Annotated in this window: 11 protein-coding genes; 3 read left to right on the forward strand and 8 right to left on the reverse strand. The window is 35.6% G+C overall.

Annotated features, from left to right (window positions below; all coding sequences use genetic code 11):
* Positions 1-93: 93 nt before the first annotated feature.
* Positions 94-1,356, reverse strand: coding sequence for a Y-family DNA polymerase (locus tag N9R04_RS02560; protein WP_262854939.1), 1,263 nt, complete (start codon positions 1,354-1,356; stop codon positions 94-96).
* A 143-nt stretch (positions 1,357-1,499) separates the two neighbouring features.
* On the opposite strand from N9R04_RS02560, the gene thmT reads away from it, so the two are divergent.
* The gene (thmT, locus tag N9R04_RS02565; protein WP_262854940.1) at positions 1,500-1,685 is read left to right on the forward strand and encodes a 2-hydroxymuconate tautomerase; all 186 of its coding nucleotides are present in this window, start codon (positions 1,500-1,502) and stop codon (positions 1,683-1,685) included.
* A 517-nt stretch (positions 1,686-2,202) separates the two neighbouring features.
* Here thmT and N9R04_RS02570 read toward each other — a convergent pair.
* The gene (locus tag N9R04_RS02570) at positions 2,203-3,192 is read right to left on the reverse strand and encodes an LCP family protein (protein ID WP_262854941.1); all 990 of its coding nucleotides are present in this window, start codon (positions 3,190-3,192) and stop codon (positions 2,203-2,205) included.
* 137 nt (positions 3,193-3,329) lie between these two features.
* Here N9R04_RS02570 and msrA point away from each other — a divergent pair, with 137 nt between their 5' ends.
* Positions 3,330-3,848, forward strand: a complete 519-nt coding sequence (gene msrA / locus N9R04_RS02575) for a peptide-methionine (S)-S-oxide reductase MsrA (protein WP_262854942.1) — start codon at positions 3,330-3,332, stop codon at positions 3,846-3,848.
* 59 nt (positions 3,849-3,907) lie between these two features.
* On the opposite strand, the gene mprF is transcribed toward msrA, so the two are convergent.
* From mprF to parE, 5 genes are all read right to left on the reverse strand, one after another.
* Positions 3,908-6,427: a bifunctional lysylphosphatidylglycerol flippase/synthetase MprF gene (gene mprF / locus N9R04_RS02580; protein WP_262854943.1), complete on the reverse strand. Its 2,520-nt coding sequence runs from the start codon at positions 6,425-6,427 to the stop codon at positions 3,908-3,910.
* Between the two features lie 256 nt (positions 6,428-6,683).
* The gene (locus tag N9R04_RS02585) at positions 6,684-7,934 is read right to left on the reverse strand and encodes an AI-2E family transporter (protein ID WP_262854944.1); all 1,251 of its coding nucleotides are present in this window, start codon (positions 7,932-7,934) and stop codon (positions 6,684-6,686) included.
* A gap of 150 nt (positions 7,935-8,084) precedes the next feature.
* Positions 8,085-9,545 carry a glutamine transporter AlsT gene (gene alsT / locus N9R04_RS02590; RefSeq protein ID WP_262854945.1) on the reverse strand — a complete coding sequence of 487 codons (1,461 nt, stop codon included), beginning with the start codon at positions 9,543-9,545 and terminating at the stop codon, positions 8,085-8,087.
* 337 nt (positions 9,546-9,882) lie between these two features.
* Positions 9,883-12,303 (reverse strand): DNA topoisomerase IV subunit A, encoded by a 2,421-nt coding sequence (gene parC, locus N9R04_RS02595; protein WP_262854946.1) that lies wholly within the window; start codon positions 12,301-12,303, stop codon positions 9,883-9,885.
* The gene (gene parE / locus N9R04_RS02600; RefSeq protein ID WP_262854947.1) at positions 12,300-14,300 is read right to left on the reverse strand and encodes a DNA topoisomerase IV subunit B; all 2,001 of its coding nucleotides are present in this window, start codon (positions 14,298-14,300) and stop codon (positions 12,300-12,302) included. The genes parC and parE overlap by 4 nt, the downstream gene beginning before the upstream one ends.
* A gap of 196 nt (positions 14,301-14,496) precedes the next feature.
* Between parE and plsY the strand changes: the two genes are divergently transcribed.
* The gene (gene plsY, locus N9R04_RS02605; protein WP_262854948.1) at positions 14,497-15,105 is read left to right on the forward strand and encodes a glycerol-3-phosphate 1-O-acyltransferase PlsY; all 609 of its coding nucleotides are present in this window, start codon (positions 14,497-14,499) and stop codon (positions 15,103-15,105) included.
* Positions 15,106-15,624: 519 nt separating this feature from the next.
* Here the strand turns inward: plsY and menI are convergent.
* The gene (gene menI / locus N9R04_RS02610; RefSeq protein WP_262854949.1) at positions 15,625-16,107 is read right to left on the reverse strand and encodes a 1,4-dihydroxy-2-naphthoyl-CoA hydrolase MenI; all 483 of its coding nucleotides are present in this window, start codon (positions 16,105-16,107) and stop codon (positions 15,625-15,627) included.
* Between the last annotated feature and the right edge of the window lie 25 nt (positions 16,108-16,132).

The raw sequence follows: 16,132 nt of genomic DNA on the forward strand, positions 1-16,132 counted from the left end.
CAACAGTAATCCCCATACCGAACGGCATTCATCACCCACCCATAGAGGATAGACAACTTCTGCCTGAATGAAGTTAAATAATTTCTATCTCTACTACATCTTGTGCCCAGCCATTAAGCCTAAGCGTCCGTGTTTTGTTCCGGCATCTGTATAAGATATAGCTTTTGATACTACACCTTTGCCGTATTTGTGTTGTAAGTGATCTATTGTCTTTGCTAAGCGTTCCTTTCTCGTACGTTCATCTTCGTTAATAAATAAATTAAGCTGTCGATCACTCTCATTAATAAACTGTGTTAACGATACGCTTAAGGTTCTATAAAGCTCTGTCGGGTCACATAACTTATCAGCAAAGTGATTTATCACATTAAAAATATCTTTATCTAAATTAGTAGGGTCGTCTAAAGTATACTGCTTGTGCACTCCCCCGCCGTCGCTGTAACCAAAAGAAAAATGAATTGTTCTAGCGAGTTGGTTGCGAGCTCTAATGCGACTCGCTACATCTTCAATCAATTCACTCATAACTACCTTTGCTTCATCGAGTCGATAATCTCGCATAAGAATTTGACTTTTACAAATTGATGAGTTGACAGCCTCATATTTTTCTCTCACTTTACTATGGTCAATACCATTAGCATGTAAATGTAAATCCACACCTATAATACCTAGATCTTTTTTTAAATAACGATACGGATAACGAGCTAAATCACCAATAGTCAAGATACCGCGTTTATTTAACTTACTCTCTGTGCGTTTACTAATACCCCAAAATTCGCTGAGGGGTTTTATTGGCCATAGTTTTTCTGGTATATCGTGATAGCGCCATTCTGCTATTTTACTTCTGTTACACTTTGCTTCTACATCCAGTGCAATTTTACTTAACAAAATGTTCGAACCGATACCGATGGTACAATCGATTTGAGTTTCCTCTTTAATTTCTTTCATTAAGCGCTCACAAAATGATTTGACAGTACTACTAAAGCGATAATAACTATCTGTTACATCCATAAAAAATTCGTCGATACTATATTGATGGAAATCCTCAGGAGGAACATATCTTAAAGCGATCTTCGTTATAGCTACAGATACTTCAAGATACTTTCTCATACTTGGATTGATAATATAAATATCACTTCGGTGAGGTATTTCAAATAATCTAGATCCTGTTTTAATTCCCAACTTCTTCAATTCGGGTGTAGCTGCTAGCACTACTGATCCTTGTCTCTTCGTATCTGCCACAACGGCAAGTTTCACCTTTTTAGGATCGAGTCCCTTTTGAATACATGCTACACTCGCAAAGAAACTTGTTTGATCAATACACAGTACATCTCTATCTTCTAATAGATTATAATCATACATCACACTGCCCTCCTCAGATTACTTCCATTATATACGAACAAACGTTCTTTATCAACACATTAAGGAACAAACGTTCTCTAAAATAGTAGTAAATCAAACCTATGCTATAATGTAGGAGATAATAAACTAGAGGAGTGTTATATATGCCAATTATTAACGTTAAATTGATAGAGGGTCGCTCAGATGAGCAATTAAAAAATCTTGTATCAGAAGTAACCGATGCAGTCGAAAGAACTACGGGTGCTAACAAAGAAGCTATACATGTAATTATCGAGGAAATGAAAAAAGAGCATTATGGAGTAGCGGGAATTAGAAAGTCAGATAACTAAGTTGAGTCATTTTATTAAAAAAAGAGAGATAAATATGATACGACTTAATTATCACAGTTAATGGAAACTTCTTTATGACATTCTATAAGGGAGCGGGACAGAAATCTAATTTGAGTAAAAAGATTTCGTAGTCCCGCCCCGGCAAAGATGACTAGAATTGAAAAAAGCTTGATACAAGCGCATTTTCAAATCAGTCATCTACTGCCGAGATGTTGAAGAGGGAGCGGGACAGAAATCTAATTTGTATAAAGATTTCGTAGTCCCGCCCCGGCAAAGATGACTAGAATTGAAAAAAGCTTGATACAAGCTCGTTTTCAAATCAGTCATCTACTGCCGAGATGCTGAAAGAGGCTAGGATTGATGTCCCAGCCTCTTTCTCTCTAGTCAAAGACCTTTATGTCCCGACCTCTTAGCGTTATTTATTTAGAATTGATCATCAACTCTCAAGTAAGTCAGTTGATAGCGCGGATTTAAAAATAGCGAAAAAAGTTTGCAGTTCCGTCGCTGGATCAGTAAACTACTTATTTTCTTTAAAGAATTTACGCGCTTCTTCTTTATTCTTCTCTTTATCAATTTTAAGGGCGCTACCATCCGCTTCTGTCTGAATATCTGAATACGTATCTTTTACAGGTAGAGTTAAAGTTTTTACATTATGGTCACCACGTATCCCAAAATTCACGCCTGTCTTAATCAATGTACCATCTGACATATTTGTATTTAAATATCCGCGTAATATGCCTGCTACTTTTGGAAGTTTAAAAATAGTGGTAGGTGTAACTAGTTCTTTTTTCAAGGCTTCCATTACTTGCTGTTGCCTTCTAACTCGTCCGAAATCCCCTTCAGCATCGTGGCGGAAGCGGGCATAACCTAATAGTTCTTTACCATTTAATCGGTGATGACCTTTTTTAAGGGAAACGCCTATATTTTTAGACATATCTTTCTCAACATCAATAGGTACACCGTTCGGTTGCAACTCATCTATCATCTTTTCAAACCCAGTAAAGTCAAGAATAGCATAATACTCTGGATCGATATCTAGATTCTTCTTAAGTGATTGACGTAATAATTCCGGGCCGCCGATAGAGTAAGCTGAATTAATTTTATGCTGCCCGTTACCAGGAATATCTGCATAAATATCACGCATAACCGACATAAGCTTCATTTTCTTATGTATGTAATCATATTGAGCAATCATTATGGAATCCGTCCGCGAAATGCCACCTTGTTGTTTATCAGCACCTAAAATCATTATCGTGGCTTTACCGTCATTCTTTACTGCCCCATTAAATTTATGCATCTTCAAAGACTTCCCGTGTTTTTTAGCGTAGTCTATACCTGAATGATAACCGTGGACAGCGTAACCGACCACACAAGCTAATATAATAAGAAGAACTAAAATTATTATAGGTAACTTCTTTAGTTTTTTCTTCTTTTTCTTTCTTCGTGATGATGTAGTTTGATTATAATTGCTACGTTTATACTCGTTATTTCTTTTCTCTTCGTCCATAATACCAACCTTATATCTTCAAAATTACAAACCGTTATATTATAATTAATATATATTAAAGTTATATAAAAAGCGATTAAAAATCAAGTGATATCTTAATAAATACACCCTAAGACTTAGATAGGAGCGATGAGAAGATGACGATAGAGACAGCATATTTTGCGGGTGGTTGCTTTTGGTGCATGGTTAAGCCATTTGATACACATGAGGGTATAGAAGAAGTCAGATCTGGATATATGGGCGGCCACCTAGACAATCCATCATACGAGGAAGTTAAAAGAGGCGACACTGGCCATATTGAAACGGTAAAGATAAGATATGATAGCGACCGCTTTTCCTATGAAGAATTACTCCATATCTTCTTTTCAGTAATCGATCCTACTGATGAAGGTGGACAATATCAAGATCGTGGTCCTCAGTATAAGACAGCGATATTTTACAACAATAAAGAGCAACAACATATTGCAACTCAATTCTTAGAATCAATGCGTCACACATTCAATAATGATAAAAGTATAGCAACACAGTTATTGCCCGCTTCTCAGTTCTATGAGGCTGAGGAATACCATCAAGACTTCTATAAAAAGAATCCTGAACGCTATCAACAACAACAGGCTGAACGTGAAGCTTACCGCAAAGCAACGAGAACTCAATAATAAATAAAAGTTCGAGACAGAAGTTTAATCTTTCTTGTCTCGAACTTTTATTATTCAACTTATTTGCGGATAGCTCTTATTACTCGTATCATACTCAACCAAAGTGAATTATGTTTGCGATAAACGATAAAGCGCGGCGACCAATAGGGTCTAAACTTTTCTTTATAACGTCTTAACCCTTGGAAACGATACAGACCATTAAAATGTTCAAATACGCGACCGGCAATTTTTTCACCTGTAAAAGCAAAGGAAACTTGCCCTACATTAGAGAGCGTTGCCATGCCCATATTAAAATAATGATATTCTTTCTCTTGTGCCCATAACAGTATATTAAGATAAAGAACATCCATTAATGGTAAATCAGACTCTGAACGCCAGCGGATTAAATCAACTGAGATCGTTTCATTGTGATAAGTAGGCATCATATTACAAAAAGCGATAATGTCACCCTCAGCATTTTTAATAACAGCTATGGGTGCCTTAGATAGATAGAATTCGTTGAATGAACCTACTGAGAACTTCATCTCTTTTCGACCATCAAGCCAATCATCGCTAATCTGCCGTATTTCTTGAAGGAACCGTTTATCGAAAGGCGGCTCAATAACTTCAAATTTCATTTCTAAATCTTTGAACTTATTAATAGTGGCACGAAGACCTCGATTCTTTTTACCAGAAGTACTAAATTTAGATAAATCGATTAAAGCCTCTTCTCCTAATTTAAAGAACTGGTTGCCAAAATTATGATATAAAGAGAGGTAATTATCCGTGACTTGATAGAAAATAACATCGTAACCTAAATAATGCGCGTGCTCGTAAAAATCTTCCAGCAGCTTAGGAAAACTACTTGGATTACCAATAGGATCGCCGAGAATAATGTAAGCATTATGCTTACGCTTATACATAATGAACGCATCTTCATTTTCAGTAATAAAGAATTTCTTATCTCCGCTATAGATGAGATGACTTAAATAATTGCCACCGAACTGTTTAATTATAGTCTCGCAAATTGATAAATCATCTTTACCCTTAGGCAAAGTTGTTTTTCTTTCAAAGTACCATACAATGATCCCTACAATGATAACTACGGACAAGAGTGTAAGCCAGAAGTAATAACGTAATAATGATGTATTTCTTTCCACATGATAAATATCTAAAGTATCAAAGAAATGCGCGATCCATAGATGATTGAGATATAACATCAATGCGCTTAATAAGATACTTCCTACTAATTTACCTATCCTAACAGGTCTTTTCAATACACGAGCACTCTTATAAAGTACAATCAAAAGAATAAGTATGACGATTAACCATAAAAGCGAAATGTAAGAAGCATACGTACACAACGTCACGCCGATAATTATGATTATAGAAATAATCTCGAAAAGCAGTGCCCTTTTAGAAAGCGCAAAAACACCGATGACATTCAATAATAACAGCAAGCACGCTGTGGTATGAATAGCCACTAAAATATAATAGAACGTATGACCTTTACTGTATAATCCATCATCGATAATGTTCACATTATTAATAAAAAATAACAGCGATGTAAATATTAAAAGTAAACTCATGGATAAAGCAGGAATTCGTGATTTAATATCTTTTTGGAACGAAAGTAAAAATGAAGTAATTTCTCTTGCCGGTAGAAATTTATCAGATTCCTCAAGGTATTTTTTAGCAGAACCACCAAATTCAAATATTGATAATATTAAAGCGACAAGCACCGGGAAGAAATAATAAGCGAAGCGGTATAAGAGTAATGCTAGAACAATCTTATCTTCACTTACGCCTATAGCTTTCAAGCCTAGTAACATAACTAGATCAAAAGCACCTAAACCGCCTGGAATAAAGCTAATCAATCCTGACAAAGAAGCTATTATAAAAATGCCCATGTACGTAGGATAGTGCGTCTCAATATTAACTACGTGCATAGCCATAAATAAGACTCCAGAAGCAGCTAGCCACTCAAGACTTGAAATTAAAGTACAATATACCCCCGTCAATCTATTATTACCCTGTACCGGTTTAAGAATCGTCACTATTACAAAAATAGGTAAAAATAATGCGACGAGATAAAGTAACCAGTGAATCCAAGGGAAAGGTGTAAATACGTGTTTAACATCAAATATATGTACAACGACTAATATCGAAAGTAAACTAAGTCCTGTCAACATAGACAATAATATAATTGAAATGGTATGTAACAAATCTTTGTAGTTATTTGAATACTTTTTGTAGACAAGGAAGCGGGCACTTGCACCAATAAAGCCGCCAAAACCAATCAGCGCATTAAAAGCATTAATGATATAGCCTACTCTTAGCGTCCGCCATATTGATATGTTTAATTTCAAAACTTTAGCAAGGATTACATCATATAATGAGAGCAAAATGACTGCTGCGCCTCCACTAAAGAACAGCGTAATTAAACTCATACGATCTGTCTTACTAAAAGTTAAAATGACATCTTTCGGATTAATATTATGTAGCTCTTTATAAAGTGAGTAAACTACAATAATGAATAAGATACACGCAAAACTAAATTTAAGAATTGATAATAATTTATTCTTTTGACTTTTAGACATATCTGACATTTTTTCACTCAATTCTATTCAAAAGTTTTCATAAGGTAACAAGAATATAGCATATTACTGCTAAGGATGATACTAAAAAATAAAATAAACTTATAAGCTTATAAAAAAGGCTGATCTTTAAATTATTTTATAATAAACAACTCATAAAATCAGCCTAAAAATTATAATTTTTCTATTAAGTAGTTAATAGTGAATACGATAGATATTGCAAATTAAGATAACAACCATAGCATTACCTTAACTTATATTATTTGCTAATTTGTTTAGTAATTTCTTTCTCCTCATTGCTAAATTCATATTCCCCGGCATCATCACCATAATACTTATTGTAGCGACGTTTAAATAAGAGATAGATATGGGATACGAGTACTTTTAAAATAGCATAACCAGGGATACCTAATATAATACCTACTGGACCTAGTATATTTCCACCACATAAAAGTATAAAAATAATCGTTAATGGATGAATTTTAAGTGTTTTCCCCATAATGTTTGGAGAAATAAAATGACCTTCAAAGAAGTGCGCGAGCGTCCACACTACGATTAATTTTAAAAGCATGATAGGTGATGTAATAATAGCGATGATGATAGCTGGCGAAATAGCAATTGTCGGCCCAATATAAGGTACCACACTTGTTACTGCTGCAATTGAAGCTAGAATCAAGGCGTAGTCTAAGCCGATAATTTCGTAGCCAATATACAGTAGCACTCCGATACATAGCGATACGATCATTTGACCTTGTATATAGGAACCTACCTGTAAACTCATCTTCTCTAATAAGTCGTGAAAGTCTTTTCTAAACTTAGGAGGAATGATTCCAGTTGTGAATTCTTTAAAGCGATGACCATCTTTCAACATAAAGAACAATACAAATGGAGTAGTGGCGATGACAATTCCTACATTAACTAGAGTTTCAGCGATATTCTTTAACTTTGAACCCAATCCATCTGTATAATCAGTGGCTAACGACGGTAATTTATTAGCGAATTTATCTAAGTTACCTTGTATTTGATCGTAAAAAGTAGCGATCACTGAGTAATTAGAAAACTGATCTATAAAATGATTTACTTTTCTTACATAATAAGGGAAATTATTAGCCATACTCTTAATTTGGTCAGAAATAATCGGGATTAATAAATTAACTGCTAGAGTGATTAAGCCACTAATCAGTAAAAATATAATCACTATGCCCCATAAGCGAGAGATGTGATAGCGCTCCATGAAATTAACTATAGGGTTAAGTAAATAGTACAGTATCAACGACACTATGATTGGTGCCATTATTGTATTAAAAATGATGATGAAAGGTTTAAAGATATACGATATTTGATCAAAAATAAAAATCACGATTCCAAGTAATATAAGGAGTATTAATCCGAAAATTATATCCTTACCACCAAGAAACTTCATAAAACGGGTCTCAGGAAAAGAGAGTTTTAGTTTCTTAGCGTTCTCAGATGTATGAGTGGAAGATTTCTTCTTCGCTTCCTTTTCCATACTAAATCACCGTTCCTTGCTAAAAATTAAAATTATATAACTACTACATTATATACTATTTTAGTAAACTACATAAACACAAAATCCCTTGATTGTCACTTATGTAGAGAAAAGCTATGACAGCGTCGTGCCGCCATAGCCTTGTGCTCATCAGTATAAAGATTTATTTTTCTTATTAGCTCCCCAACTTTCAATACCAAAAAGATTAATTTCTAATTCTTCTGGCCTAAAGATTGGTCGCTTACCTTCTTTACGCTGTAAACGGTAATCTTTCATAACTGCAAACGCTATGTTAGATAAGGCAATAATTGAGATCAAGTTAACTATTGCCATAAAGCCCATAAATAAGTCTGCTGTGCTCCATACCGTCTCAGTCTTAACTACAGCTCCTGCAAATACGAGTACTACTACTAAACATCTGAAAACAAATAGAATTGATTTATTATTAGATAAATATTCAATATTAGACTGTCCATAATAGTAATTACCGATCACTGATGAAAAAGCAAATAAGGTAATAGCAATAGTTAAGAAAATACCTCCAGCACTTCCTAAATGCTCATTTAATGCTGATTGAGTAACTTGAACACCTTGAGGAGCCTTTTCACCAAATTTCAGTCCTGAATATAACAAAATCATAATAGCTGTTGATGTACAAACTAACATCGTGTCAAAGAAGACACCAAGTGATTGAATGAGACCTTGCTTAACAGGATGAGGAGCAGCAGCGGTCGCAGCAGCATTCGGCGCAGAACCCATACCGGCTTCATTAGAGAAAAGCCCTCTCTTAATACCTTGTAATACTGCAGCACCGACTGCACCGCCTGTAACTTGTTCTAAACCAAACGCACTTTTCACTATAGTAGCTAACATCGGTATAATTTGATCAAAATGCATAACTAAAATGACAAGTACAATGCCAATGTAGATCAATGCCATTACAGGCACGATTACAGAAGATAACTTAGCGATACTACGCACGCCACCGAAAATAATAATACCAGTGAGCACTGCTAAAACGAGACCTGTAATTACCGGATTTACATTATATTGAGTCGATAAAGATTCTGCGATTGTATTCGATTGAACAGTATTAAAGACAAAAGCAAACGTTATCGTAATTAAAATGGCAAACACCACACCTAGCCACTTCTGGTTTAAGCCTTTAGTGATGTAATATGCCGGTCCTCCACGAAAACCGCCATCTTTGTCAGGCACTTTATATACTTGCGCCAATGTCGCTTCCATGAAAGCACTTGCTGCACCGATAAGCGCTATGAGCCACATCCAAAAGACAGCTCCCGGACCACCGAGAACGATTGCAGTTGCCACCCCTGCGATATTACCAGTACCCACGCGAGATCCTGCACTAATCGCAAACGCTTGGAAAGGAGAAATCCCTTTCTTACCATTATCTAACGTTTCTGGTTTTTCTCCCAAGGCTCTAAACATTTCAAAGAACCATCGAATTTGGACAAACCTAGAACCTATTGTAAAAAATATCCCAACCGTAATAAGTAAGCCAATTAAGTATTGCGACCAAATTAGATCATTTCCAACTTGGACGAATGACTTAAACCAACCTGGGATATAACTATCAAAGTTATTCATTATCATCACTCTCATCTATATAATTTTTTGCGATATTGTCTTTGAGTTTTTTAGCGGATTAATTACAAATATTGGCGAAAGCTCTAATCCATCCAACTCGATAAATATCACTTTACCTCAATTAGGGACGTGCAGGTTATATGTATTAAGAAACTATTTTTTAAATTAGAAGTTTAGCATCTTCTAAAAAATGTTCCTTCAAAATAGTGCTGCTAAATCATACCATTTGACGCATCAAATAAATATAATTCAGCAACACTAAGTTTTGTCTTTAATTATTAACTGCGTGTACCGTCCTGTTAATCATTTTATCATTATAAATGGAGAAAGACTATTATTATCTAGAATTATTTTCCTCTATAATCAGTGACTTCACTTTCCCAAATTCATCGATGTCGACGATAAAACTACCATTCGTATATTGTTCAGATAAATGTACATCCCTTACGTTGCCTGATTTAAATGTTTGATCTGAAGTAATAACATACTTCGAATCGTCCGCCTGAACTACCTTAGCATCAACAATGCGATGAGGCGTTTTCTTTAACTCCCTAAGCAGCGTGAGCCCTCTTTGTGCACGTTTAGCTTGTTGTAATACTTTAAAACCAATACGTTTTAGAGCACCTCGCTGAGTGACCATAAGAAGCGTATCTGTTTCTTTAACACTGTGAGTTAGTACAACGACATCCTCATCTTTAAGGTTTATAGATTTAACGCCGGCCGCTTTTAGACCCGTATCGTTCAGTTCTTCAGAACTATAAGTAAGAGACATACCTCTTTGAGTAAGGACTGTGATGAATTCAGGTTGTTTGTTAACTTTGAATACGCTAATCACTTCATCTCCATCTTTAACCTTCATAGCTACTAGTGGCTTACTATAACGAGTTGTTTTAAACATTGAAATGTTGCTTTTCTTAATCATGCCATTTTGGGTCGCGATGATGTAATAACCGTTAGGTTTAAAATCTGTTTCAGTATAGATATCAACTACATGCTCATCGTGATCTATAGCTACAATTTGTGAAATATGTTTACCTAATTCTTTCCACTTAATCTCAACTAACTTATGCACCGGTATATATAGATATCTACCTTTAGTAGTAAACACTAAAACAGTATCTAAAGTGTTAGCCTCAAAATGTTTAAGTAACCTATCTCCATCTTTCACACCCACTTCTTGTATTCCACTCGCATTGTAGCTACGTAATGAAGTTCGCTTAATATAACCATCTTGGGTTAAGCTAACCACCACATTCTCACTAGGAACCATTACTTCTTTGTCTATTTTAAGTTCAGCTATTTCTGCTTCAATAACGGATAAGCGTGGTTCTTTAAACTCCTTACGGATAGCTGTCAGTTCATCTTTAATAACCGCTAATAAAGCATCATGATCATCCAATACGTGGCGTAGATGAGCAATCGTTTCTTTTAATCCAGCATGTTCATCTTCTAATTGTACAATATCTGTATTTGTTAATCTGTAGAGCTGCAACATTACGATAGCTTCAGCTTGTGTTTCTGTGAAGTCATATTCAGCAACCAAATTGTCTTTAGCGTCTCTTTTATTTTTAGAATTTCGTATCAATTGAATAACCTCATCTAAAATAGAGAGCGCTTTCATTAGCCCTTCCACTATATGCATACGATTTTCAGCATGTCTTAAATCGTAGCGCGTACGGTTTGTCACAACCTCAATTTGGTGATTAAGATAGCTGTTAATAATATCTCTCAGTCCCATTAATTTAGGACGTCCTTCACTTATGGCTACCATATTAAAATTATAGGATATTTGTAAATCAGTATTTTTGAATAGATAATTTAACACTGCTTCACTATTAACATCTTTCTTAAGTTCTATAGCAATACGTAAACCCGTTCTATCAGTTTCATCTCTTACTTCTATGATGCCGTCTACTTTCTTATCTGCCCGTAACTCATCTATTTTCTTAACTAAGCTACTTTTATTAACTTCATAAGGTATTTCAGATACAACTAATTCAGTACGCCCATTACGTAGTTTCTCAGTTTCAACTTTAGAACGCACCACAACTTTTCCTTTTCCAGTTTCATAAGCTTTTTTTATGCCTTCAATTCCTTGAATAATACCACCAGTAGGAAAATCAGGACCTTTGATGTATTTCATTAACTGCTTAACTGAAATATCTGGTTGATCAATGAATTTGAGCGTAGCCTGAATCACCTCACCGAGATTGTGAGGTGGGATATCTGTGGCATAACCTGCTGAAATTCCAGTACTGCCATTGATTAATAAATTGGGTAAACGAGCAGGTAAGACCATAGGTTCATTGGTAGTATCATCATAGTTAGGCATAAATGGAACAGTTTCTTTATTGATATCTCTTAACAACTGTTCTGAAATACGACTTAATTTAGCCTCAGTATAACGCATTGCTGCTGGTGGATCATTATCGATACTACCATTATTACCGTGCATCTCAATTAGAACGTGACGTAGTTTCCATTCTTGACTGAGACGGACCATGGCATCATATACAGAGGTGTCACCATGAGGATGGTATTGACCTATAACATCACCAACTGATTTAGCACTTTTACGGAAGTTTTTATCGAAAGTATTCCCGCTCGAATACATAGCAAATAAGATCCGCCGCTGCACAGGTTTTAATCCGTCACGAACGTCGGGCAGTGCACGTTCTTGTATGATGTACTTACTATATCGTCCGAAGCGATCTCCAATTACATCTTCAAGTGATAAGTCTTGGATGATTTCACTCATCTTACACCCTCCTCATCGATACCGTGTTGCTCAAGAACTTGTATCTCATTATTATCAAGAATACTTTGTTCTTCTTGTAATCCAAATTCCACATGGTTTTCAATCCACTCACGTCTAGGAGCTACTTTGTCACCCATTAAAGTAGTGACGCGTTTTGACGAACGTAGCTCATCATCTACTTGTACGCGAATTAAAGTACGTGTTTCAGGGTTCATCGTTGTCTCCCATAATTGATCTGGATTCATTTCCCCTAGACCTTTGTAGCGTTGTAGAGTAAAGCCTTTACCCAATTTCTTTTGAAGCTTATCTAACTCATCATCAGTCCACGCATATTCTACTTTTTTATTCTTTCCTTTACCTTTTTCAAGTTTATATAATGGAGGCAATGCAATGAATACTCTTCCTCCTTCTACTAAAGGCTTCATGTATTTAAAGAAGAACGTTAAGAGTAGAACTTGGATGTGAGCGCCGTCAGTATCAGCGTCTGTCATAATGATAATACGGTTATAATTACTGTCATCGAGCTTAAATTCGGTTCCTACTCCAGCACCTATAGTATGAATAATTGTGTTTATTTCTTCATTTTTAAAGATATCTTCTAAGCGTGCTTTTTCAGTATTGATCACTTTTCCTCTTAAAGGTAAAATAGCTTGAAATTTGCGATCCCGTCCTAATTTAGCAGAACCTCCTGCTGAATCACCCTCGACGAGATATAATTCATTTTTCTCAGTATTTTTACTTTGAGCTGGCGTCAATTTACCAGAAAGCAACGTGTCTTTACGTTTGTTTTTCTTACCTGACCGAGCGTCCTCTCTCGCTTTACGTGCAGCCATTCTTGCTTGTTGTGCTTTTATGGCTTTCTTTACTAAAGATTTAGAGAGTTGCCCTTTCTCTTCTAGATAAAATGGTAATTTATCCGCCACGACTGATTCTACAGCCCCTCTCGCTTCCGGAGTACCTAATTTAGATTTAGTTTGACCTTCAAATTGCAATAATTCTTCCGGAATCCGCACAGAAATGATTGCTGTTAAACCTTCACGGATATCGTTTCCCTCTAAGTTTTTATCTTTATCTTTTAATTCATTTATGCGTCTAGCATAATCGTTAAACATACGGGTCATCGCTGTCTTGAAACCAACTTCATGCGTACCACCATCTTTGGTTCTCACGTTGTTAACAAAGCTCAAAATGCTTTCGGAATATTGATCGTTATACTGAAAAGCGATATCTACTTCTATATCATTGGATAACCCTGTAAATTTAGTAACTTCGTGCAACACTTCTTTACCTTCATTCACATAGCTAACAAATTCTTTAATTCCCTCTTCATAGTGATATACTTCTTCGCGATCTTTACCTACGCGTAGATCTTTAAGTTCAATTCTTAAGTTTTTAAGTAAAAAAGCAGATTCTTGTAACCTTTCGCTGAGGGTTTCAAAATTAAAGCTTGTAGAAGATTTAAAGATATTTGGATCGGGTTTGAAAGTAACTTTAGTCCCTGTTTTACGTGTTTTCCCTTTTTTCTCTAGACCACTTTTAGGACAACCACCCTTTTCAAAGCGTTGATTGTAAATTGCTCCATCTCGATAGATTTCTACTTCTAGCCATTCACTGAGTGCATTAACTACAGAGGCACCTACACCGTGTAAGCCACCTGATGTTTTATAACCACCTTGACCAAACTTACCTCCGGCATGTAATACAGTGAAGATAACTTGTACAGTCGGTTTTCCTGAATTATGAATTCCTGTAGGCATACCGCGCCCGTTATCTTCTATCGATATACTTTCATCTTTATTAATTGTGACTTTTATCTCATTTCCATGTCCGTTAAGTATTTCATCAACAGAATTATCAACTACTTCATAAACTAAGTGATGTAAACCACGTTTATCGGTGGAACCTATGTACATACCAGGTCTTTTGCGAACTGCCTCTAGTCCTTCAAGAACCTGTATGGAATCATCCGAATAATGATTATTTTTCTTATTAACCAATCGTTTCGCCCTCCTACAAACGTACGTTCGTTTTTTAAACCATACAATAGTTATTCTTATATAAAATTACCTAAAATGCAAGCGTCAAAATAATTTTAACAGTGTAAAAAGACCCTCGGTAAAAGTTTTATTCGTATTACTTCGAGGATATATGATAGAATATATCTAACGTCATTAAAGGTTGTGATTTAATAAAATGATGATTGTAATAATGTTAATCTTAAGCTATCTCATTGGAGCTATACCAAGTGGTTTAGTAATTGGCAAATTATTTTTTAAAAAAGATATTAGAAATTTTGGAAGCGGCAATACAGGAGCGACGAATAGCTTCCGAGTATTAGGAAAACCCGCCGGCTTTATAGTGACCTTTTTAGATATTTTTAAAGGGTTTATTGTAGTCTTCTTACCCTTATGGTTACCCATTCACGTTACGGGACCTATAAGTGGATTTTTCTCAAATGGGTTAATCGTAGGTGTTTTCGCAATTATAGGCCATGTTTTTCCAATTTATTTAGGTTTTAAAGGTGGTAAAGCCGTAGCTACGAGCGCAGGAGTTGTACTCGGAACGCATCCTATACTCCTTCTATCATTAGCAATCGTATTTTTCTTAATACTTTACCTTACTAAATATGTTTCTTTATCAAGTATTATCGCAGCAATCTGTTGCGTTATTGCTTCCATTTTTATCGGTAATTTTATTTTACTCGGCATGAGTATTGTAGTGGGTATCATATTGATTGTTCGTCACAGAACAAACATAGTAAGGATATTTAAAGGTGAAGAGCCTAAGATAAAGTGGATGTAAATATGAAGAAATCCTCAGAAACTGTGTTAAAGCTTCTGAGGATTTTTTATATCAAATCCCATCGAGTCAATGTTGTTACGCCTATCCCTTGTAGAAGGAGGAGAATGCCCCTAATATTGTTAAAAATGAGGCTGGGACATAAAGGTCTTTGACTAGAGAGAAAGAGGCTGGGACATAAATCCCAGCCTCTTCAACATCGCGGCAGTAGATGGCTGATTTGAAAACGCGCTTGTATCAAGCTTTTTTCAATTCTAGCCATCCTTGCCGGGGCGGGACGACGAAATCTTTTATTCAAATTAGATTTCTGTCCCGCTCCCTCTTTCAACATCTCGGCAGTAGATGACTGATTTGAAAACGCGCTTGTATCAAGCTTTTTTCAATTCTAGTCATCCTTGCCGGGGCGGGACGACGAAATCTTTTTTGTTCAAAATAGATTTCTGTCCCGCTCCCCAAAACATATCAGTAGTTTAACTATGTGATCGTGTCAGCTCGTTCTATAAAATTTTAATAAATGTAGATTTAATCAACTTCAATGTCGCTGATAGGAGTTGATTCTGTTACTTCATAATCAACTCCTTTTTTATTAAGCTGTTCTACTTTTCTATAGACCTCATGCCACTCCGGAAACATTTTATCTAATCGTATCGGGAGAAAATTCTCTTTTAAAATGCACGTTAGTGTCGTGGAACCAGTTGTGGCTAGTTTTCCTGCTTCATTGTAAACTTCATAACAGTAAAGAGACTTTAATCGAGAGTATTTTTCTACCCACGTTTTTATTTTAACTTTCTCTGGATAAGTTATTGATTTAATATATTTAACATTTAAATCAGTTACAGGCGAAATAACGCCACTATCTTCCATATCTTTATAACTAAATCCTAATTTATTGATGTAATCAGTCCGTGCAACTTCGAACCATGTTGGATAGTTACCATGATAGATGACACCCATTTGATCGGTTTCTTGATAACGCGATTCTACCTCTGTGATACTATAAATCATTTAAAACTTCCCTTTCTATGCTTTA

The sequence above is a fragment of the Staphylococcus marylandisciuri genome (assembly GCF_025519785.1).
Taxonomy (GTDB): Bacteria; Bacillota; Bacilli; order Staphylococcales; family Staphylococcaceae; genus Staphylococcus; species Staphylococcus marylandisciuri.

Excerpts from the sequence above, each read along its gene's own strand:
- N9R04_RS02585 (WP_262854944.1), bottom strand. The coding sequence starts at position 7,934 with ATGGAAAAGGAAGCGAAGAAGAAATCTTCCACTCATACATCTGAGAAC.
- thmT (WP_262854940.1), top strand. The coding sequence starts at position 1,500 with ATGCCAATTATTAACGTTAAATTGATAGAGGGTCGCTCAGATGAGCAA.
- msrA (WP_262854942.1), top strand. The coding sequence starts at position 3,330 with ATGACGATAGAGACAGCATATTTTGCGGGTGGTTGCTTTTGGTGCATG.
- mprF (WP_262854943.1), bottom strand. The coding sequence starts at position 6,427 with ATGTCTAAAAGTCAAAAGAATAAATTATTATCAATTCTTAAATTTAGT.
- menI (WP_262854949.1), bottom strand. The coding sequence starts at position 16,107 with ATGATTTATAGTATCACAGAGGTAGAATCGCGTTATCAAGAAACCGAT.
- N9R04_RS02570 (WP_262854941.1), bottom strand. The coding sequence starts at position 3,192 with ATGGACGAAGAGAAAAGAAATAACGAGTATAAACGTAGCAATTATAAT.
- alsT (WP_262854945.1), bottom strand. The coding sequence starts at position 9,545 with ATGAATAACTTTGATAGTTATATCCCAGGTTGGTTTAAGTCATTCGTC.
- plsY (WP_262854948.1), top strand. The coding sequence starts at position 14,497 with ATGATGATTGTAATAATGTTAATCTTAAGCTATCTCATTGGAGCTATA.
- N9R04_RS02560 (WP_262854939.1), bottom strand. The coding sequence starts at position 1,356 with ATGTATGATTATAATCTATTAGAAGATAGAGATGTACTGTGTATTGAT.
- parC (WP_262854946.1), bottom strand. The coding sequence starts at position 12,303 with ATGAGTGAAATCATCCAAGACTTATCACTTGAAGATGTAATTGGAGAT.